This window comes from Saccharopolyspora sp. NPDC050642, from assembly GCF_040654735.1.
Taxonomy (GTDB): domain Bacteria; phylum Actinomycetota; class Actinomycetes; order Mycobacteriales; family Pseudonocardiaceae; genus Saccharopolyspora; species Saccharopolyspora elongata.
Genome location: NZ_JBFAIN010000004.1, coordinates 299,871 through 323,907, shown reverse-complemented (window position 1 = coordinate 323,907; position 24,037 = coordinate 299,871). Strand labels below are relative to the sequence as shown.

General features: G+C 72.4%; 21 protein-coding genes. 12 read left to right on the top strand and 9 right to left on the bottom strand.

Translation table 11 applies throughout. From position 1 onward, the window contains the following. Positions 1 to 77: 77 nt before the first annotated feature. The 4 genes from AB0H93_RS10055 (at position 78) to AB0H93_RS10040 (ending at position 1,926) form a co-directional block, all read left to right on the top strand. The gene (locus tag AB0H93_RS10055; RefSeq protein WP_358570292.1) at positions 78 to 524 is read left to right on the top strand and encodes an SAV_6107 family HEPN domain-containing protein; all 447 of its coding nucleotides are present in this window, start codon (positions 78 to 80) and stop codon (positions 522 to 524) included. Further along, positions 521 to 1,291, top strand: coding sequence for a maleylpyruvate isomerase N-terminal domain-containing protein (locus AB0H93_RS10050; RefSeq protein WP_358570289.1), 771 nt, complete (start codon positions 521 to 523; stop codon positions 1,289 to 1,291). Before AB0H93_RS10055 ends, AB0H93_RS10050 begins: the two co-directional genes overlap by 4 nt. A gap of 117 nt (positions 1,292 to 1,408) precedes the next feature. Further along, complete coding sequence (locus tag AB0H93_RS10045; protein WP_358570286.1) at positions 1,409 to 1,702, top strand: GNAT family N-acetyltransferase; 294 nt, start codon at positions 1,409 to 1,411, stop codon at positions 1,700 to 1,702. Continuing rightward, entirely contained in the window at positions 1,702 to 1,926 is a 225-nt protein-coding gene (locus AB0H93_RS10040; protein WP_358570283.1) for a hypothetical protein, read from the top strand. Before AB0H93_RS10045 ends, AB0H93_RS10040 begins: the two co-directional genes overlap by 1 nt. Positions 1,927 to 1,955: 29 nt before the next feature. Here AB0H93_RS10040 and AB0H93_RS10035 read toward each other — a convergent pair whose 3' ends face one another. After that, on the bottom strand, positions 1,956 to 2,183 hold the full coding sequence (locus AB0H93_RS10035) for a hypothetical protein (protein WP_358570280.1): 228 nt from the start codon (positions 2,181 to 2,183) through the stop codon (positions 1,956 to 1,958). A gap of 48 nt (positions 2,184 to 2,231) precedes the next feature. After that, positions 2,232 to 6,800 carry an ATP-dependent helicase gene (locus AB0H93_RS10030; protein ID WP_358570277.1) on the bottom strand — a complete coding sequence of 1,523 codons (4,569 nt, stop codon included), beginning with the start codon at positions 6,798 to 6,800 and terminating at the stop codon, positions 2,232 to 2,234. 172 nt (positions 6,801 to 6,972) lie between these two features. Here AB0H93_RS10030 and AB0H93_RS10025 point away from each other — a divergent pair, with 172 nt between their 5' ends. Continuing rightward, entirely contained in the window at positions 6,973 to 8,796 is a 1,824-nt protein-coding gene (locus AB0H93_RS10025; protein ID WP_358570274.1) for an Hsp70 family protein, read from the top strand. A 1-nt stretch (position 8,797) separates the two neighbouring features. Here AB0H93_RS10025 and AB0H93_RS10020 read toward each other — a convergent pair whose 3' ends face one another. After that, positions 8,798 to 8,929 (bottom strand): hypothetical protein, encoded by a 132-nt coding sequence (locus tag AB0H93_RS10020; protein ID WP_268951806.1) that lies wholly within the window; start codon positions 8,927 to 8,929, stop codon positions 8,798 to 8,800. A 37-nt stretch (positions 8,930 to 8,966) separates the two neighbouring features. On the opposite strand from AB0H93_RS10020, the gene AB0H93_RS10015 reads away from it, so the two are divergent. Beyond that, positions 8,967 to 9,161, top strand: a complete 195-nt coding sequence (locus tag AB0H93_RS10015) for a DUF3046 domain-containing protein (protein ID WP_358570271.1) — start codon at positions 8,967 to 8,969, stop codon at positions 9,159 to 9,161. On the opposite strand, the gene AB0H93_RS10010 is transcribed toward AB0H93_RS10015, so the two are convergent. Next, on the bottom strand, positions 9,158 to 9,928 hold the full coding sequence (locus tag AB0H93_RS10010) for a DUF4383 domain-containing protein (protein WP_358570268.1): 771 nt from the start codon (positions 9,926 to 9,928) through the stop codon (positions 9,158 to 9,160). The genes AB0H93_RS10015 and AB0H93_RS10010 overlap by 4 nt on opposite strands. Before the next feature lie 261 nt (positions 9,929 to 10,189). Here AB0H93_RS10010 and recA point away from each other — a divergent pair, with 261 nt between their 5' ends. The 4 genes from recA (at position 10,190) to AB0H93_RS09990 (ending at position 13,428) form a co-directional block, all read left to right on the top strand. Then, positions 10,190 to 11,230 carry a recombinase RecA gene (gene recA / locus AB0H93_RS10005; RefSeq protein WP_358570265.1) on the top strand — a complete coding sequence of 347 codons (1,041 nt, stop codon included), beginning with the start codon at positions 10,190 to 10,192 and terminating at the stop codon, positions 11,228 to 11,230. A 38-nt stretch (positions 11,231 to 11,268) separates the two neighbouring features. Next, the gene (locus tag AB0H93_RS10000) at positions 11,269 to 11,877 is read left to right on the top strand and encodes a regulatory protein RecX (RefSeq protein ID WP_358570262.1); all 609 of its coding nucleotides are present in this window, start codon (positions 11,269 to 11,271) and stop codon (positions 11,875 to 11,877) included. A 318-nt stretch (positions 11,878 to 12,195) separates the two neighbouring features. Then, a complete protein-coding gene (locus tag AB0H93_RS09995) occupies positions 12,196 to 12,681 on the top strand; it encodes a HEAT repeat domain-containing protein (RefSeq protein ID WP_358570259.1) in 486 nt (161 codons plus the stop codon). Positions 12,682 to 12,768: 87 nt separating this feature from the next. Then, on the top strand, positions 12,769 to 13,428 hold the full coding sequence (locus AB0H93_RS09990; protein ID WP_358570256.1) for an HAD family hydrolase: 660 nt from the start codon (positions 12,769 to 12,771) through the stop codon (positions 13,426 to 13,428). 3 nt (positions 13,429 to 13,431) lie between these two features. Here AB0H93_RS09990 and AB0H93_RS09985 read toward each other — a convergent pair whose 3' ends face one another. The 5 genes from AB0H93_RS09985 to AB0H93_RS09965 form a co-directional block, all read right to left on the bottom strand. Beyond that, on the bottom strand, positions 13,432 to 14,172 hold the full coding sequence (locus AB0H93_RS09985; RefSeq protein ID WP_358570253.1) for a hypothetical protein: 741 nt from the start codon (positions 14,170 to 14,172) through the stop codon (positions 13,432 to 13,434). After that, positions 14,160 to 15,494: a polysaccharide deacetylase family protein gene (locus tag AB0H93_RS09980; protein WP_358570250.1), complete on the bottom strand. Its 1,335-nt coding sequence runs from the start codon at positions 15,492 to 15,494 to the stop codon at positions 14,160 to 14,162. Before AB0H93_RS09980 ends, AB0H93_RS09985 begins: the two co-directional genes overlap by 13 nt. A gap of 233 nt (positions 15,495 to 15,727) precedes the next feature. Continuing rightward, positions 15,728 to 16,354: a bifunctional 4-hydroxy-2-oxoglutarate aldolase/2-dehydro-3-deoxy-phosphogluconate aldolase gene (gene eda / locus AB0H93_RS09975; protein ID WP_358570247.1), complete on the bottom strand. Its 627-nt coding sequence runs from the start codon at positions 16,352 to 16,354 to the stop codon at positions 15,728 to 15,730. A 105-nt stretch (positions 16,355 to 16,459) separates the two neighbouring features. Further along, the gene (gene edd / locus AB0H93_RS09970) at positions 16,460 to 18,307 is read right to left on the bottom strand and encodes a phosphogluconate dehydratase (RefSeq protein WP_358570244.1); all 1,848 of its coding nucleotides are present in this window, start codon (positions 18,305 to 18,307) and stop codon (positions 16,460 to 16,462) included. 135 nt (positions 18,308 to 18,442) lie between these two features. Beyond that, positions 18,443 to 19,954 (bottom strand): MFS transporter, encoded by a 1,512-nt coding sequence (locus tag AB0H93_RS09965; RefSeq protein WP_358570241.1) that lies wholly within the window; start codon positions 19,952 to 19,954, stop codon positions 18,443 to 18,445. Positions 19,955 to 20,132: 178 nt separating this feature from the next. On the opposite strand from AB0H93_RS09965, the gene AB0H93_RS09960 reads away from it, so the two are divergent. After that, on the top strand, positions 20,133 to 21,251 hold the full coding sequence (locus tag AB0H93_RS09960) for a hypothetical protein (protein WP_358570239.1): 1,119 nt from the start codon (positions 20,133 to 20,135) through the stop codon (positions 21,249 to 21,251). A 22-nt stretch (positions 21,252 to 21,273) separates the two neighbouring features. Continuing rightward, the gene (locus AB0H93_RS09955; RefSeq protein WP_358570237.1) at positions 21,274 to 23,940 is read left to right on the top strand and encodes an AAA family ATPase; all 2,667 of its coding nucleotides are present in this window, start codon (positions 21,274 to 21,276) and stop codon (positions 23,938 to 23,940) included. The last annotated feature ends 97 nt before the right edge of the window (positions 23,941 to 24,037 follow it).

Here is a 24,037-nt window from a genome sequence, read left to right as displayed (position 1 = left end):
GGAAGCACCCCGCCGCCGGACCTGCCGGCTCCCCACGGCAGGCGTGGACGGCTTCGTCGTGCAGAGGAGATACGCCGATGTCTTTTTCCACTGACTTCTCGATTCCGGCTCCGCGGCAGTCCGTGGAGAACCACGAACCGACGCCCGAGGCGGACACGCCGGCCGGTTCCCTGTCGTTGCTGCTCGACGCCCGCAGCCGCCTGCACGAAGCGGAGGAGGCGGACCGGCCGAGCGAGCGGTACGTGGCCGCGCACGTGGCGGCGTTACGCGCCGCGACGGCGGTGGTGGTGGCGCGTTCCTGGCGGCGCGAGAACAGCCGCCCGGCCAGCGTGTGGACGATGCTGACCGCCGCCGCCCCCGAATTCCGGGAGTGGGCGGCCTACTTCGCGGCGCGCTCGGACCGGCGGGCCGCGGCGGAGGCGGGGGTGCCGACCATCACCCGGCTGGATGCCGACGGGCTGTTGGCGCGCAGTCGCGAATTCCTCGAGATCGTGGGCCGGAGCCTGCTGGGGGTGGCTCGATGAACGGAACTGAAGTGGGGCTGGACTACGGGCGGATGCTCGACCTGCTCGGCATCGAGGCGCAGCTGCTCACGGCGGCGACCCACGACGCGCACGTCGACGCGCCGGTGTGGGGCGCGTCCGGGCGGACCTTGGGGCAGACGATCCGGCACCTGGGTGATCTGTGCGAGGACACGCTGTCCTGGCTGGGCGCGACGGCGGCCGAACAGCGCTGGGACCTGCCGGATCGGCCCGCGCTGCGCGAGGTGACCAGCAGGTTCGCCGTTCGTCTGGCCGACCTGCTCGCCGAGTTCGGCTCCCGGCCGCCGCACGACCGGTGTCCGACGTGGTGGCCCGAGCAGCACACCGTGCGGTTCTGGCTGCGTCGAATGCTGCACGCCACGACGGTGCACCGGGTGGACGTGCAGGCCGCGGCGGGAGTGCTGCCGACGCCGATCGAGCCGGATGTGGCCACCGACGGCGTCGACGAGGTGCTGCGGCTTTGGTTCGGCTACCGGCTGCACGCGCTCGGCATCACCGCGACGCGGCCCTGTTCGGTCGGGGTGTACGTGGCCGACCGCAACTGGCTGGTCACCGCGGACCAGAACGGGACCGCGGTGGTGAGTTCGGAGGACGTGTCGACCACGACGCCCGACGCGGTCGTCGGCGGCGATGCGCCCGCCGTCTACCTGTGGATGTGGGGCCGGCTGCCCGATCGAGCGGTGGAGACCAGCGGCGATCTCGATGCGATCGCGCAGCTCTGGGGCCTGCTGCAACTGTCCACCCGCTGAGCCCTCGAAGCTCGTTCTGCGTGGCGGCGCGGACCTCGTCGCGGAGGGAGATCTCGCCGATGAGCGCGACGGCTTCATCCGTTTGCGTTGCGGAGGTGGCCAGGTCAGCGTGTGTGGGTGCTGATTCGACGTGAGATCCCTGCCGGCGTTGCCGCCATCCGCGCGGTGCATTCCGCCGCCTTCGCGAAGACCGCCCAGCCCGGCCAGGCTCCGGTCGAACCGGGCCTCGTCGATGCGCTGCGGGCCGGCGACGCGTGGTTGCCCGAGCTGTCGCTCGTGGCGGAGCGGGATGGCGAGGTCGTGGGACACGTCGTGTGCTCCCGCGCGCACGTCGGCGCCACCCCGGCGCTGGGGCTCGGGCCGATCGGTGTGCTGCCTTCGTTGCAGGGCAAGGGATCGGCGCGGCGTTGATGCACGCGGTGCTCGGTGGTGCCGACGCGCTCGGCGAGCCGGTGGTGGTGCTGCTCGGGCACCTCGACTACTACCCGATGTTCGGCTTCGAACCCGCCGAGAAGTTCGGCATCGCGCCGCCGGTGCCGGACTGGGGGTCGCATTTCCAGGCCCGCGCGCTCGCCGCCTACCGGCCGTCGATCCGCGGTGAATTCGCCTGCGCCCGGCCGTTCATGGAGCTGTAGTCGCTGGTCATGGGCGTGATATCGGTCGGCTAGTGCGGGAAGGGGCAGAAACCTGGGCCGCCGCCCAGGCACAGCAGTCCGAGTAGCACGCCGATCGCGACATACGTCGCGAAGAACGCGCCCACGGCGACCGTCGTCGCGGTGCTGACCATGCCGGCGAAGGGCCAGAAGACGCGTTCCGCGCGGTCCCGCGGCCAAAGCCGGTGCGCCGAAAGCCCGCCGCACAGCACGGCGCCGGCGAGCTGGATCCAGATCACCGTTGCATTCTGCCCGGAGCGTGCCCGCTCCGGCGTTGGCGAACGGAGTCAGGCGCGCAGCCGCAAACCCTTCGGCGTGGCGCGGAATCCTGCTTCGGTGAGCACGTCGGCCAAGCGGGATCCCCAAGCGCCCTCGCCGTCGGCGCGCTGCACCGCGAGCTGTTCCAACCAGCCGTCCCGGACAACGCGGGCCAACCCCGCCGCAGCGCTGCGCAACGCGGATTCGTCGTCGGTGAAGGACAACAACGACTTTCCGCCGCGCTCGACGTAGAACACCGCTTCGCCGGACACGAGGACCACGAGCGCTCCGGCCTTGCGCCCGGGCCGATGCCGGGTTTCGCCCATCACCGCAGGCCATTCCAGCGCGCCCCCGTAGGGCTGCGCCGGGTCGGCGGCCGCCAGCACCACAGCCTCGCCGTCGCCGTCCTCGCGAGACAGCGCGCGCAGGCGATCGATCGCGCCGGGCACCGCGAACTGCGCCGCCCCGAGTCCCTCGACGACGTATCCGCGCCTGCAGCGCCCGGATTCCTCCATCGCCCGAAGCACCTTGTACACGGCGGAAAATCCGCCCGTGACGCGCTCGATGTCCAGCGCTCCGCGCGTCAGCACCCCGTGCCGTTCCAAGAACGCCTCGGCCCGCGCATGCGCCCGTCGCGTCGGTTCGCTGGACGGCTGCGGCGCCAGCGACCAACGCCCCGACACCGTCGGCGGTCCGCTGCGGCTGGGCATCGAAGGCCGACCCGCGCGCAACCTCGCGTAGCGGCCACGAGGTGCGCTGCGGCGCGGTTTGTGCGCTGCGCCGCGTCCGGACACCAACGCTCGCAACGGCGCCAAGGTGTCGTTCGTGACCGCGCCGGACCAGACCAGATCCCACAACGCCGAAGTGACCGCATCGTCGGCGGGCGCGGTCTCGCCCTGTTCCAGCAGCAGCGCCGCCGCCCGATCAGCCAACTGGCGGAAGAACAGCGCGCCACCGTCCAATGAGGACACAACAGCGCGGTGCAACGGGGAATCGGCGGTGGTTTCCTCCGGCAGGTCCGGCAACAGCAGGTCGGCGACATCGGTGGGCGCCAGCGCGATCCAGCCGTCGCCGCCGGCCAGCGAGCCCGCGCCGACCCAGCTGACCTCGCCGGTCGCGGTCAGCTCGTCGAGCAGCGCGGGGGAGTAGCCGGGCAGCCGGGCGGGCAGGATCAGCGACTCCAGGCCGCTCGCCGGAACCGGCGCGCCCGCGAGCTGTTCGACCATGGCGTACACGTCGTCGACCGTCGGCGCGCTGCGCAGCCGCGCCCCGATGCCGTGCCACGCGGGCAGGAAACGGCCCAGCGCGGCCGGTTCCACCGGCTCGACCTCGGCGCGCAGCCGGGCCAGCGACGCCCTCCGAAGCCGCCGCAGCACGTCGGCGTCGCAGTACTCCAGCGCGCCGCCGCCACCGGCCTCCAGCGGCCGCAGCTCGCCTCGGACCAGCCGTCCGGTGCCGGTCAGCCGGTCCAGCACGCCGTGCACCACGGCCACGCCCAACCCGAATCGCTGCGCCGCGGCGTCGGCGGTGAACGGCCCGCGGCAGCGCGCGTAGCGGATCAGCAGGTCGCCCAGCGGGTCGGCGACCGGCTCGGTGAACGCCTCCGGCACGCCGACCGGCAGCGCGACGCCCAACGCATCGCGGACCTTGCCCGCGTCCTCGATGGCGATCCAGCGCTCGTCGCCCGCGATGCGCACCCGCAGCACCCGGCGCTGTTCCGCCAGGTCCGCCAGCCACTCCGGCCGCACGCCTCGCGCCTCGGCTTCGGCCGTGGACAGATCTCCCAGGAACCGCAGCAGGTCCACCGCGGACTCGGCGTCGCGGGCTTGCCGATCCGGGGCGAGCCGCTGCAGCTGCTGCTCGATCTCGTCGAGCGCCTCGGCGTCGAGCAGCTCCCGCATCGCCTCCGAGCCGAGCAGCTCCGCCAGCAGCGTCGAATCCAGGCTCAACGCCGCCGATCGGCGCTCCGCCAGCGGCGCATCGGTCTCGTACAGGAACATGCCGATGTAGCCGAACAGCAGGCTGCGCGCGAACGGCGACGGCGTCGGCGTCTCGACCTCGACCACCCGCACCTTGCGCGCCGCGACCTGCGACATCAGCTCGGTCAGCCCGGGCAGGTCGTAGACGTCCTGAAGGCATTCCCGCATCGCTTCGAGCACGATCGGGAACTGCTCGTACTGCGCAGCCACCGTCAGCAGCTGCGCGGCCCGCTGCCGCTGCTGCCACAACGGCGTGCGGCGACGCGGATCCCGGCGCGGCAGCAGCAGCGCCCGCGCCGCGCACTCCCGGAACCGGGCCGCGAACAGGGCCGAACCGCCGACCTCGTCGGTCACCACCTGCTGCACCTCGTCCGGCGGCAGCAGGACGTCTTCGGCGGTCGGCAGCACCTCGGCGCCGGAGTCGTCCAGCGCGTCGGCCAGCCGCAGCACGATCCCGTCGTCGGAAGAGGCCACCTGCGGCTCGATCCCGCGCCGCTCGCGGATCCGGGCGCCGATGGCCAGCGCCCACGGGCCGTTGACCTTGGCGCCGAACGGCGAGTGCACCACCATCCGCCAGTCGCCGAGCTCGTCGCGGAACCGCTCCACCACGATCGTGCGGTCGTCCGGGACGTGCCGGGTCGCCTGGCGCTGTTCGTCCAAATAGGACAGCAGGTTGTCGCGGGCCCACTCGTCCAGCCCGGCGGCCGCCACGCGGGACCGCGCCGCCTGGGTGTCCGCGCTGGTCAGCTCCCGCACGAAGGCGCCCAGCGCGCGCCCGAGCTCCAGCGGCCGCCCCGGCGAATCGCCCTTCCAGAACGGCATCCGGCCCGGCTCGCCCGGCGCGGGAACCACCACGACCCGGTCGTGGGTGATGTCCTCCACCCGCCACGCCGAGGTGCCCAGCAGGAAGGTGTCGCCCACCCGCGACTCGTAGACCATCTCCTCGTCGAGCTCGCCGACCCGCACCCCGCCCTTGCCCGCCTCGTCGGCCGGCGTGGTCACCACGAACAGGCCGCGGTCCGGGATCGTGCCGCCGGAGGTCACCGCGAGCCGCTGCGCGCCCGGCCGCGCGCGCAGCTCGTCGTTCACTCGGTCCCAGACGATGCGAGCCCGCAGCTCGCCGAACTCCTCGCTGGGATAGCGGCCCGCCAGCATGTCCAGCACCGCGTGCAACGCCGAGTCCGGCAGCCCCGCGTAGGGCGCGGCGCGCCGCAGCAGCGCCGCCAGCTGCGGCACCGACCAGGTGTCCATCGAGACCATCGCCACGACGTGCTGGGCCAGCACGTCCAGCGGGTTGCGCGGGAACGACAGCGACTCGATCAGCCCGTCCGCCATCCGCTCGGACACCACGGCGCAGCCGACGAGATCGCCCCGGAACTTCGGGAACACCACGCCCCGCGACACCGCGCCGACCTGGTGCCCGCCGCGCCCGATGCGCTGCAGCCCGGATGCCACGCTCGGCGGCGTCTCCACCTGGATCACCAGGTCCACCGCGCCCATGTCGATGCCCAGCTCCAGCGACGAGGTGGCCACCACGCAGGCCAGCCGCCCGGACTTCAGCTCCTCCTCGACCACCGCCCGCTGTTCCTTCGACATCGAGCCGTGGTGCGCCTTCGCGACGATCGGCGGGGCGCCGCCGCCGATCCCGGAGCCGCCCACCGCCTCGGCCGGGAACCGCTCCAGGGGCACCGGCTCCTCGGCCGCGAGCTCGTTGATCCCGGCGGTGAGCCGCTCGGCCAGCCGCCGGGAGTTGGTGAACACGATGGTCGACCGGTGCTCGCGGATCAGCTCCAGGATCCGCTCCTGCACCGACGGCCAGATCGACGTGCGCTGCTCCGCGCCCGCCGCCGGGCCCTCGACCTCGCCGGTCGGCGCGCCCAGCTCGGCCATGTCCGGCACCGGCACCTCGACCCGGACCTCGACCTCCTTGGCGTTCGCGGGCTGGATGGTGCGCACCGGCCGGCCGCCGGCCAGGAACGTCCGCACCTCCTCCACCGGGCGGACCGTCGCGGACAGCCCGATGCGCTGCGCCGGCTTCGGCAGCAGCTCGTCCAGCCGTTCCAGCGAAAGCGCCAGGTGCGCTCCGCGCTTGGTGGCGGCCACCGCGTGCACCTCGTCGACGATCACCGTCTCGACGCCGCGCAGCGACTCCCGGGCCGCCGAGGTCAGCAGCAGGAACAGCGACTCGGGCGTGGTGACCAGCACGTCCGGCGGCGTGCGGGCGAACGAACGGCGCTGGTCGGCCGGGGTGTCCCCGGTGCGGATGCCGACCCGGATGTCCGGCGGGGCGCTGCCGAGGCGCTGCGCGGCCTGCCGGATCCCGGCCAGCGGCGCGCGCAGGTTCCGCTCCACGTCGACGACCAGTGCCTTCATCGGCGACACGTAGAGCACCCGGCAGCGCTGCTTCGCGTCGGCGGGCGTGCCTTCCGCGGCCAGCTTGTCCAGGGCGGAGAGGAACGCCGCGAGCGTCTTGCCGGAGCCGGTCGGCGCGACGACCAGCGCGTGCTCGCCTCCGGCGATCGCCTCCCACGCCCCGCGCTGCGCCTCGGTGGGCGCGGCGAAGGCCCCGCGGAACCAGTCGCGGGTCGCCGCGGAGAAGCCGTCCAGCACATCGCTCACCACTACATGCTGGACCAACGCCCCGACACCGACACCCGCGACCGGCACCGGCCGACCGTCCACAAGGGCCTGCCGGGATGTGATTCGGCACGAATGCGGGGGATCGGTGCTTCCCGCCGCCGCTGACGTGGCAGCATTCGAGCCCGGAAGCTTCAGCGTGGGAGGGGGACGGGTGCGCGTCCTGTCAGTGGATCTCGGCACCTCGAACACCGTCGCGGTCCTGTCGGCGCACGGCAGGCCGCCGCGGGTGGTCGAGGTCGACGGCTCGGCGACCATGCCGTCCGCGGTGTTCGCCACCGAGGACGGCGGGATCATCGTCGGCCGCGACGCCGAACGCCGCGCCCGGCTCGACCCGTCCCGGTTCGAGCCGAACCCGAAGCGCCGGGTCGACGAGAGCACCCTGCTGCTGGGCGACAACGTCATCACCGTCACCGACGCGCTGGCCGCGGTGCTGCACCGGGTCGCCGAGGAGACCACCCGGCAGCTGGGCGGCGCCCAGCCCGACGAGGTCCGGCTGACCCACCCCGCGCAGTGGGGCACGGTCCGCCGCAACGTGCTGCTGTCCGCCGCCCGGTTGGCCGGTTTCACCTGCAACCTGGTGCTGATCCCGGAACCGGTGGCCGCGGCCGCGCACTTCGCGTCCTTCCCGGACCGCACCCTCGGCGCTGGCCAGGCGCTCGCCGTCTACGACCTGGGCGCGGGCACCTTCGACTGCGCGATCGTCGGCGCCACGCAGAACGGGTTCGCGGTGCTGGCCGAGGACGGCCTGGCCGATCTCGGCGGGTTGGACGTCGACCAGGCGCTCCTGGAGCACGTCGGGCGGCAGGTCTCCAACAAGGACCCGCAGCGCTGGCAGCGGCTGCTGCGCCCGGAGAGCACCGGCGACCGGCGGGCCCAGCGTGCCCTGCGCGAAGACGTCCGCGCCGCGAAGGAAGCGCTCTCCCGGCACCCGCAGACCGAGGTGCCGATGCCGGAGCCCTTCGAGGACGTGCTGGTCACCCGCGCGGAGCTGGAAGCGCTGGTGCGGCCGAGCATGCTGCGCAGCGTCGAGCTGCTGGCCGCGGTGCTGCGCTCGAACGGGATGAACCCGGAGCGCCTCGCCGGCGTGTACCTGGTGGGCGGCTCCAGCCGGTTGCCGCTGGTCGCCAGCCTGATCGGCGAACAGCTGCGGATCGTGCCGACGACGCTCGACCAGCCGGAGACCGCCGTCGCGCTCGGGGCGCACCACGTGTCCCGCGACGGTGCCGCGATGTGGACCCAGGACATCCGGTCCAGCCTGCAGTCGGGCCCGGTCGCCATCCCGCAGACCGGCCAGCAGCAGGCGCCGTACCGGGAGCCCGACACGGTTCGCACGTACCCCGTCGCGCCGCCCCAGCAGCAGCCCCATCCCCAGCCGCCCGCGGACGTGTCCCGGCGCAACCGCAACATGCTGATCGGCCTCGGCGCGGTCGCGACCGTCGCGGTGATCGTCGCGATCGTGGCGATCGTGTTCCGCGCCACCAACGGCTCCAGCGCGCCCAGCGCGGCGGATTGCTTCCAGCCCGGCACCGTCAACGCCGAGGGCTTCACCGCCTGCCTGGGCAACCTCGCCGGCACCGTTCCGGAGCACGCCAACTGCGCGCCGGGCTGGCAGCGGATCATGCCCGGCCTGCGGGAGCTCGACGGCACCGTGGTGTCCTGCTCGATCGGCAACCCCAACGAGGGCACCCAGATCGTCTACACCCAGCTGGACACGATGGAGGCCGCGCAGCGGCGCGCCGACCTGCTGCTGGAGTTCAACGGTGTGACCAGCGACCAGGTCGAGGCGGACTGGAACGGCAACGGCCTGTCCGGCACCTACCGCGCGGTCACCAGCGACACCTTCGGCACCCTGGTGTTCACGGTCGACGACCGCCCGCTGGTCGGCATGGTGCTCAAGCCCAACGGCGACAAGCAGCTCGACCCGAACAAGCTGGCCGACGAGTTCGAGAAGTCGGTCCAGCCGGGCACGGCCTGATTCAGCGCCGGTTGCGGTGCTCCCACAGGAAGCGCACCGCGAGCACGATGACCGCCAGCAACACGGCGCCGATCACCACCTGGCCCAGCGGCGTCGACAAGCCGGTCGGATCGGCCTGCAGCAAGAGCAGCACACCACCAGGGTACGGCCGCCGCGTAGGCTGGCGGGCGATGCGCCACACTGCTTTCCGCCAACGCATGGCCGACGAATTCGGCCGGGTCCGCGCCGAGATGCTGGCCCAGGACCACGTGTTCTCGTCCCTCGGCGGGCGGACCGTCGACCAGGCGCTCGAGGCCGGGCTGTCGACCAAGGAGGTCTGGCAGGCGGTCTGCGAGTCCTTCGAGGTGCCCGCCGAACGGCGCTAGGACCCCGCTTCCTCCTTGCCTTCCGCGGCGCGGGGCTCCGCGGGCCGGCGTTCCGGGACTTCGAAGTCGGCCCACAGGTTCTGCGCGCTGATCTGCTGCTCGGCGCTGCGCCCGGCTTCGAGGTAGTGCTGGTAGGCGCGGCGCCGCTCCTCCTGCATGTGCCGCCACGTCTCGGCCTGCACCAACCGGTTCTGCTCCGGCGTGGGGTGGCCGTCGGCCACGGCCTTCTCGGCCTTGCAGAGCGGTTCGATCTCGGCGATCCGCCGCTCGTCGGCGAGTCGCTGCTCGGGGACCTCCTCGGCGGGCGGTTCGTGGTGCCGGTAGCGGACGTAGGGGTTGTCCTGCGGCAGTCCGCCGCTGACCCGGCCGTAGAACCCGAGGAACATCAGCAGCATGCCCGCGATCAGGCTGAACACCACGTTCTGCAGCTTGAAGGCGAACACGTTCCAGGGCGTGTTCAGCAGGCCCAGGTTGATCAGCCCGGACAGGAAGAACAGCACCCCGACCGCGGCGGTCGTGGTGGAGGCGACCGGTCCGCCCCAGGCGGCGGCGCCGACCAGGATCGCGCCGACCACCACCGAGACCACGGCCAGCAGGCCGTTGCTGGACAGGCCGATGACGTCGATGCCCCTGGTGGTGAACAGCGGCACCTGGTTGGCCAGCCCGAGCACGCCGAAGGCGAGCAGGAACGCGCCGAAGATGGCCGCCCCGACCCGGTAGAACCGGCTCAGCGGGTGGTCTGGTGGCAGGTAGCGGTCCATTCGCATGGTCGGCACCTCCTCGGAGCCCGGGCGGCCGGTTCGCCAGTTGGTCTTCCGAGTGTCCGCCTCGAACACGGTGATCGCACTGTCACACGGTCGGGTGACATCGCTGGCGTGTCGGGAAGTTGATCGAACATCCGTTCGCCTAAGATGGGGCGCGTGGGATCGGACCGTCGGCGCACCCCGCGACGGAATTGTCGGTCCCTGCCCGTAGCGTCTGATCTGACACACGACGACGAAGTTCGACTCGACCGAGGTGGACCCCCGATGGCAGCGACACCGGACAAGGGCAAGGCGCTGGAGCTCGCGCTCGCCCAGATCGACAAGCAGTACGGCAAAGGGTCGGTCATGCGGCTCGGCGACGAGTCGCGCGCACCGATCGAGGTCATCCCGACCGGTTCCATCTCGCTGGACGTCGCGCTGGGGATCGGCGGTCTGCCGCGAGGCCGCATCGTGGAGATCTACGGCCCGGAGAGCAGCGGTAAGACCTCCGTCGCGCTGCACGCCGTGGCCAACGCGCAGAAGCTGGGCGGCACCGCGGCGTTCATCGACGCCGAGCACGCGCTGGACCCGGAGTACGCCAAGGCGATCGGGGTGGACACCGACGCGCTGCTGGTGTCCCAGCCGGACACCGGTGAGCAGGCGCTGGAGATCGCGGACATGCTGATCCGCTCCGGCGCGCTGGACATCATCGTCATCGACTCGGTGGCCGCGCTGGTGCCGCGCGCCGAGATCGAGGGCGAGATGGGCGACAGCCACGTGGGTCTGCAGGCCCGGCTGATGAGCCAGGCGCTGCGCAAGCTGACCTCCGCGCTCTACAACGCCAAGACCACCGCGATCTTCATCAACCAGCTCCGCGAGAAGGTCGGCGTGATGTTCGGCTCGCCGGAGACCACCACCGGTGGTAAGGCGCTGAAGTTCTACTCGTCGGTGCGCCTGGACGTGCGGCGGATCGAGACGTTGAAGGACGGCTCGGACGCGGTCGGCAACCGGACCCGGGTCAAGGTGGTGAAGAACAAGGTCGCTCCGCCGTTCAAGCAGGCCGAGTTCGACATCATCTACGGCATCGGCATCAGCCGCGAGGGCTCGCTGATCGACATGGGCGTCGAGCAGGGCATCATCCGCAAGTCCGGTGCCTGGTACACCTACGAGGGCGACCAGCTCGGCCAGGGCAAGGAGAACGCCCGCAAGTTCATGCGGGAGAACCCGGACATCGCCAACGAGATCGAGAAGCGGATCAAGGAGAAGCTCGGCATCGGCGCGACGCTGGACGCCGAGAACGCCGAGCCGGCGCCGGTGGACTTCTGATCCGGCCGACCGCCTGTTGATCGCCTCTTGGACATTGGGTGCAGATGAACGGTGACGGTACGCGTCGGGGGAGCGGTGCGCGGCGCCGTTCTTCCGGCGACGCCCCGCCGGAAGCCGCGGCCGGCGAGAAGCCGCGGCGCAAGCCGGACGATCCGGAGCAGCTGGCCCGGGACACGGTGTACCGGCTGCTCGCGGCCCGCTCGCGCAGTCGCTCGGAGCTGCGAAAGGCCTTGCTGCGCAAGGAGATCGACGAGGAAGTCGCCGACGCCGTGCTGCAGAAGTTCGTCGACGCGGGCCTGGTCGACGACGCCTCGTTCGCCGAGGAGTGGGTGCATTCGCGGCAGCGGTACCAGGGGCTGGGGCGCAAGGCGCTGGGCTTCGAGCTGCGCCGCAAGGGAGTCGACGAGCACCTGGTCGACGCGGCGTTGTCCACTGTGGATGTCGACGCGGAGGCGGAGCGGGCTCGGGAGCTGGTGCAGCGCAAGCTCCGGGCGATGGCGAACCTGGACCACGCGACCAAGATGCGCCGCCTCGTCGGGATGCTGGCCCGCAAGGGCTACTCCGAAGGTTTGGCCTTCCGCGTGGTGCGGGAGGAGATCGAGCGCTCCGGCGAAGACGCTCCGGACCCGGACCTCGAATCGCCGTGACCGACAGCGTCGCGGCTTCGTTCGCCCGCTGAGCGAGCAGACCTGCCGAGCGGGCGGTGCGCGATGGCGCGCCGTCCGCTCGGCTTTGCTTTTGCCGGCACGGCGAGAAGTGCTGCGGCGTGGAGTCGGAACGCAACGGCACCGCGTTTCGTCCGATGAGGGATCGCTGATCCACCGAACATCGGCCGGCGCCCGCCGCCGCAGGAGGAGTCGAATGCCCTTCTCGCTCGTCCACCAAGGCCTCCGGCTCATCCTGCGGGAGACGAACCTGAATCCCGGCTCGATTCCTTCGCCGCGGAGTTCGGCTGGGAGAAATCGGTGCGCCCGGAGCGGGACGGCATGCTCCGCGAGGTGGTGTGGAGCGGCTACGACGTCGACCTCCGCTTCGTCGTCGACGACGTCACCGGCTGCCCGTACTTCTTCTTCGCCACGGGAATGTGGAACTCCTGCCTCTCGCTGACAAAGCTCGCCGCGGGCCGGCTCGACGTCTACTCGCGCGAGGAGCTCTTCGACGCGCTGGAATCCGCGCCAAGCGTCGCCGATCGCCGGCATGCGCTTCTGATGGTGGCGCTCGGCGGCCCGCACGGATTCGACGAGGACGTCTTCGAGGCGATCCGGGACGCGCTTGGTGCGCCGGAGGCCGACATCAGGAAGGCGGCGGTCTACGCGATGAGCTACGCGCCGTCCGTCCGGTACAAGCCGCTGCTGGGCTCGCTGAGCGAGCGGGACTCCGACCCCGGCGTCCGGGCCGATGCCGACCTGCTGCTGGAGGTCATGGCCGAGGTCGGCACGGGCGGGGTGTGATCCGGCCGGGCAGGTCGCGTGTGGGCCGCCTCTCAGAATGGGACGGCGGTACTGGAATGTCGCCGCCGGATCGTAGAGTCGCCAGCCATGACGACCTTCGCCGACGTGCGGCACATCGTGTGGGACTGGAACGGCACGCTCCTCGCGGACAACGACGCAGTGGTGGCGGCGGTGAACGCGGTCTGCACGGCCTACGACCGCGAGCACGTCGACATCGACGAGTGGCGGTCGGTGTTCAGCCGCCCGCTGCTGCAGTGCTACGAGCGGCTGCTGCGGCGATCGCTCGGCGAACAGGACTGGGCGCGCATCGACGTGCTCTACCACGAGGCCTACCGGGAACTGCTGCACACCTGCGGACTCGCGCAGGGCGTGCCGCACGCCCTGAAGGACTGGGCGTCCGCCGGCCGCACCCAGTCGCTGCTTTCGATGTGGTTCCACGACGAGCTGGTCCCGCTGGTGACCGATATGGGCCTGCACCCGCTCTTCGAGCGCGTCGACGGGCTCCGCGACGACATCGGCGGCGGGTCCAAGGCCGAGCACCTGCGCCGCCACCTCGCGGCGCAGGAGATCGACGCGCGCGACGTGGTGCTCATCGGCGACGTGCTGGACGACGCGCACGCGGCGGAGCAGGCCGGCACCAAGTGCGTCCTGGTGACCACCGGTGTGATGAGCCGGGCGGCGCTGGAGACGTCCGGATTCCCCGTGGTGGACTCGATTCCCGAGGCGCTGACCACCATCGCCGCCTGATCCTCACCAGGCCGACGGCGGGCTCGTCGTGACGATCCGGGTCCACGGCCCTGGCGGCACGTCGACGTCGTCGACGAACCGCCAGTCGACGACGTCGTGCTGCCCATCGAGCTCGCGCAGGCCGAGGCAGCCGTTCAGCGCGGGCGAGACGTCCAGGCCCGCGCCGTTGAACCGGGTGTTGGCGGGTCGGCGGTCGTCGACGCCGAACACGTAGGCCGCGTCGTCGTACTCGCCCGGCCCGGCGTCCTCGATCTGCCCGAAGCAGACCGCGGCGCCGTGCTGGATCCGAACCCAGCGGTTCTTCATGAAGCTGGTGGAGCGGTCCGCGGCACGGCCCGCGTAGCCGGGATCACCGGCCCACGGCACCACCCGGCCGCGCTGCTCGAACGCGGCCGGATCGTTGCGGTCGTCGAAGGGCAGGTCCAGGTAGAACGGATTCTGCCGCGGCGTCATCCTGGTGGGGAAGAAGCCGTTGGCGGCGGTGCGCCGTTCGGTGTCGCACCGGCCGTCCCGATCCACGCCGTCGCAACCGCCATAACTCGCCAGCCAGTCGGCGTCGTAGGCCGACAACCGCTGGCTGCCGTCCGGCGAGCCCGGGTCGAGCACCTCGCCGACCCAGAACGTGGTGGCCACGATGCCGGTGTGCGGCGGATACGCCCGGCCATCCGGTTCTGCCGCGTCTCCGCCGCAGGCCGCCGCGATCAGGACGACGACCACGATCGCGCTCGCCGTCAGCAGAGCCATCTCAACAGGTAGGTCCACGGCAGGCGGGCGCAGACGGCCTCGGCCTTCGGCCTGACGTTCTCCTGCAGCCGGTAGTCGTCCGTGGTCAGCGAACCGGCACGGGTCAGGGTGAGCCCGAAGCTCAGCCCGGTCGTGCCGTCCGGGGCCGCCGGTGTCGTCCACGCCGCGGACGCCCAGTTCGCCGAGGCGGCGAACCACGGGCTGGTCGTCCAGTAGCGCCAGATGCCGTCCTGATCGCGGCGGTAGACGGCGAGCTGGGTGGGCGCGGTCGACTTGTACCAGGCGCTGAGCTCGTAGGTGTTGTTCGGGTGCGCGGTCGGCGCGACCTCGCCCATGTCGAGCTGCTGCAGGAGTTTCGCCTCGCCGCTGGCGTACTCGGTGATGTCCAGCCGCTGCGCCCAGCGCCCGTCGTGCGCGTCGGCGATGCGGGTCCATTGTGGATTGTTCTGGCCCCAGCTGCTCTGCACCCAGCCGCGCGGGCCCGGCTCTTCCAGCGACGCGTTGACCAGCCCGTCGCGCGGCGCGGGCGTCGGTGGGTGGACCAGCGGGCGGAATCCGCCGCCGATCACCTGGTCGACCGTGCGCACCACCGTGCCGTTCGCCCGCCGCTGCGCCAGCCAGGACGCGAACTGGTCCAGCACGGCCGGGCTGATCGACAGCGACCCGCAGAAGTCGCAGGTCTGGTGCAGCACCAGCGGAACCCAGCCGCCGCCGGAGGCTTCGGCCCGCAGCACCACCTGCTGCAGGTCCGCCAGCGTCCAGTCGGGGGTGACCGTGTCGGTGCCGCGCACCACCAGCGGGTTCACCGGCGGTATCGACTCGGCCGGGGCGCAGTCCGAGCAGCTTTTCTTGGTCAGGAGGCTGCCGGTGACCCGCGCGCTGTTGTAACCGCAGTCCGCGGCCGCCTGCTCGGCCTCGCGGCTGAAGCTGCCGTACGGGTAGGCGAACGAGGTCGGCCGGAAGCCCCAGCCGACGAGGTTGGCCCGGTCCTGGCAGATCTCCCGGCGGGCTTCGTCCGGTGCGTCCGAGGCGAGGTCGGGGTGGTTGACGGTGTGCCCGCCGATCTCGTGCCCGGCCGCGGCGAGCGAGCGCAGGTCGTCGAGGCTCAGGTAGCCGCGCGTGCCGATCGATCCGGACACGACGTAGAAGGTGCCGCGCATCCCGTGCTTGCTGAGGATCCGGGCGCCGGATGTCTGCGAGACGCTCCCGTCGTCCACGGTGAAGGTGACCACGGTGTGCGGCGTCTGGGCGTCGGCATCGCCTGGCATGCCGAGGAAAACGGCCAGCAGGGTGGCGCTGGCGCAGGCGAGAGTTCTGCTCAAGCCTCTGTGAGCCGGGCGTGTTCTGTCCATCGCACCTGACCGCCAACTGGTCGACGGATACTGACCGGCATCACGCTACGGACGGCACAGGCGGAGGCGGAACCAGTCGCTGCGGGGCGCCGGTTACCGCGTTTGACGGAGGCCGTGAGACTTTTCGGGCTGCTGCAGCGGCTGTTCACAACTCGCCTCGCGCCTGCGGAGGCCGCGCACCTCGCCGCGCGGCCTGGGCCAGGCTAGGCCCGCAGCGCGGCCGCGTCGCGGGCGAGCTGCTCGATCTGCGCCCAGTCGCCGGCGGCCAGCACGTCCTTCGGTGCCAGCCACGAGCCGCCGACGCAGCCCACGTTGGGCAGCGCGAGGTAGTTCGGCGCGGTCTGCGGGCTGATCCCGCCGGTCGGGCAGAACCGCAGGTCCGGCAACGGCCCGGCGATCGCCTTGAGGAACGGCACGCCGCCGCTGGGCTCGGCGGGGAAGAACTTCATCGCCGTCGCCCCGCGCTCGGCCAGCCGCATCGCCTCCGACACGGTGCTCGCGCCGGCCAGGAACGGCACCCCGGATGCCTCGACGTCGTCGAGCAGCCGGTCCGTGGTGCCCGGCGTGACGAGGTAGCGGGCGCCGGCGTCGGCGGCCCGTTTGGCCTGCCCGGGTTCGGTGATCGTGCCGGCCCCGGCGACCATCTCGGGCACCTCGGCGGCGATGCGCTCGATCGCGGGCAGCCCGGCCGGGGTGCGCAAGGTGACCTCGATGGTGCGGATTCCGCCGCGCAGCAGCGCCTCGGCCAGCGGCACCGCGTGCGCGACGTCGTCCAACGCCACGACCGGCACCACAGGAGCGAGTTCCAGCACGTCAGCTGCAGTGTTCATCGGTGGTTCATCCGTTCCTAGTGCGTGTGACGTTCCGCCGGGGACCCGTGCGTACTTCGTGTCGCCATAGCAGCTCGAAGTGCTCACGGGTCCTGACCAGCGCTGTCATGCTGTCACGTCGGCGGGCTGCGCCGTCGGCGGCGCGAACACGCTGGCACCGCGATCGGCCCGCCCCACGGCCTGCCGGAACGCCGCGAACAGCTCCCGGCCGGTGCCGTACTGCGTCCCGGGCGCGGCCGGTGCGTTGTCGCGCGCGGCGAGTTCGTCGTCGGGCACCAGCACCTCCAGGGTGCCGCGGTCGGCGTCGAGCCGGACCACGTCGCCGTCGCGGACGCGGGCCAGCGGCCCACCCGCGCTGGCCTCCGGGGTCAGCTGGATCGCCGCCGGGATCTTGCCGGAGGCGCCGGACATCCGGCCGTCGGTGACCAGCGCGACCTGGTGGCCGCGGTCCATCAGCACGCCCAGCGCGGGCGTCAGCCCGTGCAGCTCCGGCATCCCGTTGGCCTGCGGGCCCTGGTTGCGGATCACCACCACGACGTCGTGGTCCAGCTCGCCGGCCTGGAACGCGGCCGTGAAGCCGTGCTGGTCGTCGAAGACCCGGGCCGGGGCGGTGACGGCGCGGTGTTCCGCGCTGACCGCGGAAACCTTGATCACCGACCGCCCGAGGTTGCCGTCGAGCACCCGCAGTCCGCCGTCGGGGGCGAACGGCTCGTCGACGCCGCGCAGCACGTCCGGGTCCAGGCTCTTCGCCGGCGCGTCCCGCCAGACGAGCTCACCGTCCTCCAGGAACGGCTGCTGCCGGTAGCGGTCCAGCCCGGGGCCGGCGACCGTCTTGACGTCGGGGTGCAGCAGGCCCGCGTCGAGCAGCTCGCCGACGAGCGTCTGCACGCCTCCGGCGGCGGCGAAGTGGTTGATGTCGGCGGAACCGTTGGGGTAGACCTTCGCCAGCGACGGCACGACGGCGGACAGGTCGGAGAAGTCGTCCCAGGTCAGCTCGATACCGGCCGCGGCGGCGATGGCCACCAGGTGCAGCGTGTGGTTGGTCGAACCGCCGGTGGCCAGCAGCGCGACGACGCCGTTGACGATGGCCCGTTCGTCGATGATCTCGCCGATCGGCGTGCGGTCGGCGTCGCGGCCGAGCTGCACGACGCGGCGGGCGGCCTCCTCGGTGAGCGCCTTGCGCAGCGGGGTGCCCGGCGGCACGAAGCTCGACCCCGGCAGGTGCAGGCCCATGACCTCGACGACGAGCTGGTTGGAGTTGGCGGTGCCGTAGAACGTGCAGGTGCCGGGCGAGTGGTACGACGCCGACTCCGCTTCCAGCAGGTCCTCGCGGCTGGCCTTGCCCTCGGCGAACAGCTGCCGGATGCGGCTCTTCTCCCGGTTGGGCAGCCCGGAGGGCATCGGCCCGGCGGGCACCAGCACGGTCGGCAGGTGGCCGAACGACAGCGCGCCGATGAGCAGGCCCGGCACGATCTTGTCGCACACCCCGAGCAGCAGGGCGCCGTCGAACATCTCGTGGGAGAGCGCGACGCCGGTGGCCATCGCGATGACGTCGCGGGAGAACAGCGACAGCTCCATGCCGGTGCGGCCCTGGGTGATGCCGTCGCACATGGCGGGCACACCACCCGCGAACTGCGCGACGCCGCCGGCCTCGCGGACCGCGTCCTTCAGCCACGCCGGGTACTCGGCGTACGGCTGGTGCGCGGAGAGCATGTCGTTGTAGGCGGAAACGATCGCGATGCCGGGCTTGACCGCTCCGCGCACCGCGAGCCGGTCCGGGCCGCTGCACGCGGCGAAGCCGTGCGCGAGGTTGCTGCAGGGCAGCTCGGTGCGCGCCGGACCGACGGCCCCGGCCGCGCGGATGCGCTCCAGGTACGCGGCGCGGGACGCGGAGCTGCGGTCCGCGATCCGCTGGGTGACCTGTTCGACGACGTGCTGCATTGGCGGCGCCATTGATCGCCTCCGGAAGAATTGCGAAATGCGGGGCGGCGACGACGGTGGCGCCTCATGACGGCCATCACACTAACGGGTGTGGCCTGCATTTCACAATCGATACAGCTTGTTTACCTGCGGCGACCTCGACGACTCCTAGCCGACTCGGCGCCGTTGGACGCTCCACACCCCGACCGCGGCCGCGGCGAGGATCACAGCTCCGATAGCGGTGCTGACGTGCAATGCATCGGTCCACGCCTGGCGGGCTTGGTCGAGCAGCTCGGCGCCCTGCTCCCCGGGTGACCGGGCGGCCAGCTCGACCGCGGCGCCGATGCCACCGCGGGCGGCTTCGGCGGCTTCCGGTGCCACCGAGCCGGGGATCGCCCCGCTCAACCCGGCGCGGTAAACGGCGGTGCAGATGCTGCCGAGAACGGTGACCCCGAGCGCCAGCCCGAGCTCGCCGCAGGTTTCCTGGAGCGCGGTGGCCGAACCGGCGCGCTCCGGCGGCGCCGCGCCGACGATCGCGTCGGTGCTCGAGATCATCACCGGAACCACTCCGACGCGGAGCACGATCGTGCCGGTGACCAGGACCGCGAGCGCGGCCGGGCCGTCGGCCTGGGTGAGCACGCCGGTTCCGGTGGCGGCGATGACGAGGCCGGTGGTCAGCAGGACCGATGGCCGGAACCGGCGGGCGAAGGTGGCGGAACAGGCGGACAGCGCGATTCCGGCCACTGTGGACGGAAGCAGCCAGAACGCGGCCTCCAGCGGTGGCAGCGCGAGCACGCCCTGCAGGTGCTGGGCGAGGACGAAAGTGGTGCCGGCGTTGGTGAAAACGGTGAGCGTCACCGCGATCAGCGGAGCGGCGAACGCGCGGTCGGCCAGCAATCCGAGGTCGAGCATCGGGTGCGTCAACCGGCGTTGGCGGCGGATGAAGGCGTGACCGAGCACCAGGCCGCCGGCGATCGCGATTCCAGGCACCAGTTGCGCGTTTCCGGCTGACAGCTCCTTGAGCCCGTGGACGAGGACCAGCACGGCACCTGCCGACAGCAGCGCGCTGGCGAAGTCCGGGCGGCCGCCGGCGCGGTCACGGTGGGCGGGGAGCAGGAACGGGCCGGTGATCAGCAGCAGTGCCATCACCGGGATGCCCAGCAGGAAAACCGAGCCCCAATCGGCTAAATCCAGCACCAGCCCGCCGGCGACCGGACCGAGCACGTTGCCCGCGGTGAAGCTGGTGACCCACCAGCCGATCGCGACCGTGCGCTGCACGGGCAGCGGGAACATGACGCGCAGCAGCGCGAGGGTCGCCGGCATCAAGGTCGCGCCCGCCGCGCCGAGCAGCGCACGCGCCAGGACCAGCACCTCGGCGCTGGGGGCGAACGCGGCGAGCAGCGAGGCCGCGCCGAAAGCCACTGCGCCCGCGAGCAGCAAGCGGCGGTGCCCGATCCGATCGCCGAGCGATCCCATCGAGATCAGCAGCGCGGCCATGACGAACCCGTAGACGTCGACGATCCACAGCAATTGCGGCCCGGTGGCGGCGAGGTCAGCGCTCAGCGTCGGCAACGCCAGGTGCAGCGCGGAGTTGTTGATGGCCAGCAGGGCGGTCGGCAGGGCGAGCACGGCCAGCCCCGCCCACTCCCGCCGCCCGGCTGCCCGTTTCGGCTGATCCATGGGCCTGCACGCTAGGAAGCGCGGCCGGTCGAGCGCCTCTGCCGACCGACCGGGATGCGCGGGTCGGCGAAACCAGGTCGGTTGACAGAGGCGGTCGTGCGACGCGCATCCATAGCGTTGGCGTCGTCGGATCGAATGCCGGACCGCGACGGGACGGCGCAGCGGAAGGCTCGTGGACGTGGACCGATACGCAGACATCCTCAACAGCGCGCTGGAGCGCGTGGCCGACCTCGGTTTCGAGCGCACCGGCGGTGAGCTGGCGAACCACGCGCCGATGGGGGCCGAGGCGATCGCCGTGCTCGGCTACTTCGACGAGGTCGCCCCGTGGATCGAGCGGTACCGCACGGGGCAGGAGCACTACGACCCGCCGGAGGGCTCGAACCGGATCGACGCGGCGGACGAGTCGTCGTGGCGATCGGCGCTGGGTTCGTTCGGGCAGGTGGGGGACTGGGAGCAGCTGTTCCGGCGGGAGCTGGCCGACGAACCGTGGCGCGCGGTGCTCGCCCGGTGGTGGCCGAGGCTGACCCCGGGGATCTTCGCCGGGATGACCCACGGCGTGATCCGCACCGCGCACGCCGTCCGCGGGCTGGCGTCCGTGGACGAGCCGAGCAGCCTGCAGCTGGACGAGCTCGCGCGGGGCATGGCCTACTGGGCGGCCCGCTTCGTGCACCTGCCGGGACGCGTCGGCTTCGACGGCACGGCGGCGTTGTCCGACGCGATCGCGACCCTTCCGCGGCGGGGCCTGCCGGAGGCGCGCAACGTCGAGGAGTTCCAACGCGCCTGGGCCCGGATGGACCAGATCCCCGGGTACGACGCGGCGTTGCGCGCCCCGGCGTCGGCCGATCCGCAGCGGCTGCTGAGCGAGATGACCGCCGAGTTCGCGGGGGTCTTCCTCGCCCACCCCGACTTCGTCCCGGCGCCCGCGCTGGTCCACGCCGTCACCGCACCGGCCGCGGTCCGGCTCGTCCTGCCGCACCTCCCGGCGGAGCAGCACCTGCCGTCGGTGGGCGAGCTGTGGAAGATGCAGGCGGCCCTGCTGACCACGTTCTCCGTCGGGCGCAACGAGAGGGAGGCTTCGAGGACACTGGCCGCCGAGGTCGAGACACCCGGTTTCGGCGAACTCGCGGCCAGGGCGGTCGAGCACGGCGACGAGCACGTCATCAAGTTCACCGAGGCGTGCGTGCGAGAAAACGCGTTGCGGCCCGATGACCGCTACGCCGCGGCCGCCGCTTCTGCGCTGCAGCGCACGCCGCGCGGAGCCGGAGTCACCGCCCGTCGAATCGTCACGGGCAGCTGACGGTCCGGGCTAGCCTGCGAACATGATCGTGGGACGAGCGGACGAGCTGGCTCGCATCGACGAGCTGCTGGTCGCCGCCCGGGTCGGACGCGGCGGCGCCCTGGTGATCAGGGGCGAGGCGGGCATCGGCAAGACCGCGCTGCTCGCCCATGCCGATACCGGCGGCATGCAGGTGCTGCGCATCGCTTGCGTGGACGGCGAAGCCGAGCTGCCGCACGCCGGGCTGCACCTGCTGTTGCGGGGCCAGCGCACGGATGAGCTTCCCGCCGAGCAAGCCGGCGCGCTGCGCAGCGCCTTCGGGCTGGAACCAGCGCGCGATGCGGATCGCTTCCTGGTGGGAATGGCGGTGCTGACCCTGCTGGGGCGGCTGGCGGCGCATCGCCCGCTGTTGTGCGTGATCGACGACGCCCACTGGCTCGATGCCGCTTCCGCGGAGGCGCTGCTGTTCGCCGCCCGCCGATTGGACGGTGAACGCGTCGCCGTGCTGTTCGCGGCCCGCGACTCCTACGCCCCGGACTTCCCGGCCCCGGGCGTGCCCGAGCTGCGGCTCGGCAGGCTGGACGAGACGGCGGCAGCCGGCCTGCTCGCCGCCGACCTGCCCGACCTCGCCCGCGCCGCGATCCTGCGCGAAGCCCGGGGAAATCCGTTGGCGCTGCTGGAAATCCGGCGCACGGGCCTGGGCTACGACCCGGGTGCGCCGCCGCCGCGCCACCCGGTCCAGCGCGGCTTCGCCGCCCGGCTCGCCGAGCTGCCGCCCCGCACGCGGACCCTGCTGCTGGTCGCGGCCGCCGCGGACGCCGGTGAGGCCGAAGCGGTGCTCGACGCGGCGAGCCGGCTCGATTCGTCCATAGTGGATCTCGCGCCCGCCGAGAACGCCGGGCTGATCAGGCTTTCCGGCGGGGTGTTCGTCTTCGGCCACCCGTTGCTCCAGGCCACCGCCTACCAGAGCGCCGAGCTGGTCCAGCGGCTCGCGGCGCACCGCGCCCTCGCCGCCGCCTTCGCCGATCGGGCTGATCCGGGCCGCCGGGCCTGGCACCTGGCCGCCGCCACCCTCGAACCGGACGAGGACATCGCGGCGGAGCTCCAACGGATCGCGGCCGACGTGCGCGGATGCGGTGGCTACGCGGTGGCTGCCGAGCTCCACCGGCGGTCCGCCGCGCTGACGCCCGATCCGCGTCGGCGAGGCCGCCGGCTGCTCGCGGCGGCGCGGGCAGCGGCCAACGCGGGCCGGCTCCAGCTCGCTTCCGGCCTGGTGGAGGAGACCGGCAGGTTCCTCACCGACCCCGTCGATCTGGCCGAGGCGGTCGACGTGGCCGCGGTGCTCGCCCACGAACAGGGCCGCCGCCCGTACCGCGAGCTGGTCGACGCGGCGGCCGACATCGCGGCACGAGCCCCGGAGCTGGCCGGGCGCCTGCTGTTCCGCGCCGCCAAGAACGCCTGGGAATCCGGTGATCTGGCTGCCGTCGTCGACGCCGCGGGCAGCGCGGACGCGCTCGGCCGGAGCAACTCCGCGCTGGTCGGCGCGTTGGCCCGGACGGCGACCGGGTTCGGCAGGCTCACCGCCGGCGGAGCCGTGGACGGGATGGCCGCGCTGCGGGAGATGCGCACCGAGCTCGGGGTGATGTCCGGTTCCCTGCGCAAGCGCGCGGTCATCGTGTGGTCGCACGTGCTGCTCGGGGACTTCCGCACCGCGCGCGAGCTCGCCGCGGCGTTGGAGGCCGGCTGCCGGACGGACGGCGCGATCGGGCTGCTGCCCAACGTGCTGGCGCTCTCGGCGATGGCCAACCTGCAGCTAGGGGATTTCCAGGAGGTGCGGAACAGCAGTGGCGAGGGACTTCGGCTGGCCGAGGAGATGGGGCAGACCGAGGTCGCGAGCACGCTGGCGATCGTCCTCGCGCACCTGGCGGCGCTGGAAGGGGACGACGTCCGGTGCCGGGAACTGCTCGACGCCGCGTTGCGCGCCGGCGCGCCGACGGCCGCGATCCGGGCGACCCGCGCGCTGGCCCTCGCCGACCTCGCGGCCGGCCGACCGGAGTCCATCCTGGATCGAGCGGATGACATCGCCGCTGGCTTGACCAGGATGGATGCCCGCAACGGCCTGCCCGAACTGATCGAAGCGGCAGCGCGGGTCGGGCAACCGGAACGCGCGCAGGGCCCCTGCGACTGGTATTCGGACTGGGCGGCCAACCTCGGGCGTCCCTGGGCCGAGGCGGTCGCCCTGCGCTGCCGGGCCCTGCTCAGCGAGGGCGACGTCGCCGAACGGCAGTACGCCGCAGCCGTGCACCTGCACCGGGAGGGCGACGAGTTGCCGTTCGAGCGAGCCCGCACCGAACTGCTCTACGGCGAATGGCTGCGCCGCCAGCACCGCCGCACCGACGCCCGGCCGCACCTCCGCTCGGCACTGGACACCTTCGACCGCCTCGGCACCCGGCCGTGGGCGGAGCGCGCCCGCGACGAACTGCGCGCCTCCGGCGAAAGCCGCGGCGCGTCGGCCGATCCCGCGGCCCGCCTCACCCCGCAGGAACGCCAGGTCGCCCGCCTGGCCGCGACGGGCCTGACCAACCGGGACATCGCGGCCCGCCTGTTCCTCAGCCCGCGAACGGTCGGCTACCACCTGTCCAACGCCTACCCGAAGCTGGGCGTCGCCTCCCGCCTCGAACTCGCCCGCCTCCCGGGCCTTCCCGAATGACCGCGGTGCTCGTGGTGACGATCACGCCGCGGATGTGGTGTGCATTTCACGATCGATACAGCTTCCCGGAAATCCGGCCACGAGCACCCCGCCGCGT